This window comes from Asaia sp. VD9, assembly GCF_037150015.1.
Classification (GTDB): Bacteria; Pseudomonadota; Alphaproteobacteria; order Acetobacterales; family Acetobacteraceae; genus Asaia.
Window position 1 is genome coordinate 1 of the sequence record NZ_JBBCQM010000050.1, and the last position, 255, is coordinate 255.

At 62.0% G+C, this 255-nt stretch carries 1 protein-coding gene; it reads left to right on the top strand.

What is annotated here, in order from left to right:
* A partial coding sequence (locus WFJ47_RS16505) for a recombinase family protein (protein ID WP_336764456.1) occupies positions 1-255 on the top strand: 255 nt, incomplete at both ends.

The following is a 255-nucleotide window of genomic DNA, read 5'->3' on the forward strand; positions in this document are numbered from 1 at the left end:
ACCATCCTCGCCGGGTTTGCCGAATTCGAGCGCGAGATCATCCGGGAGCGTACAAGGGCAGGGCTAGAGGCAGCACGGCGTAGCGGGGCACGGCTGGGACGGCCTGCGCGGTTGACCGAAAGGCAGCATCGGCACGCGGTTGAGCTGCACAAGGCTGGAAAATCTTTGCACGAAATTGGACAGATCATGGCCGTCTCGAAAACCACGATCTGGCGTGCGGTTTCCTGCGGAGGAGAGCGTTCCGGAAACAGGGGT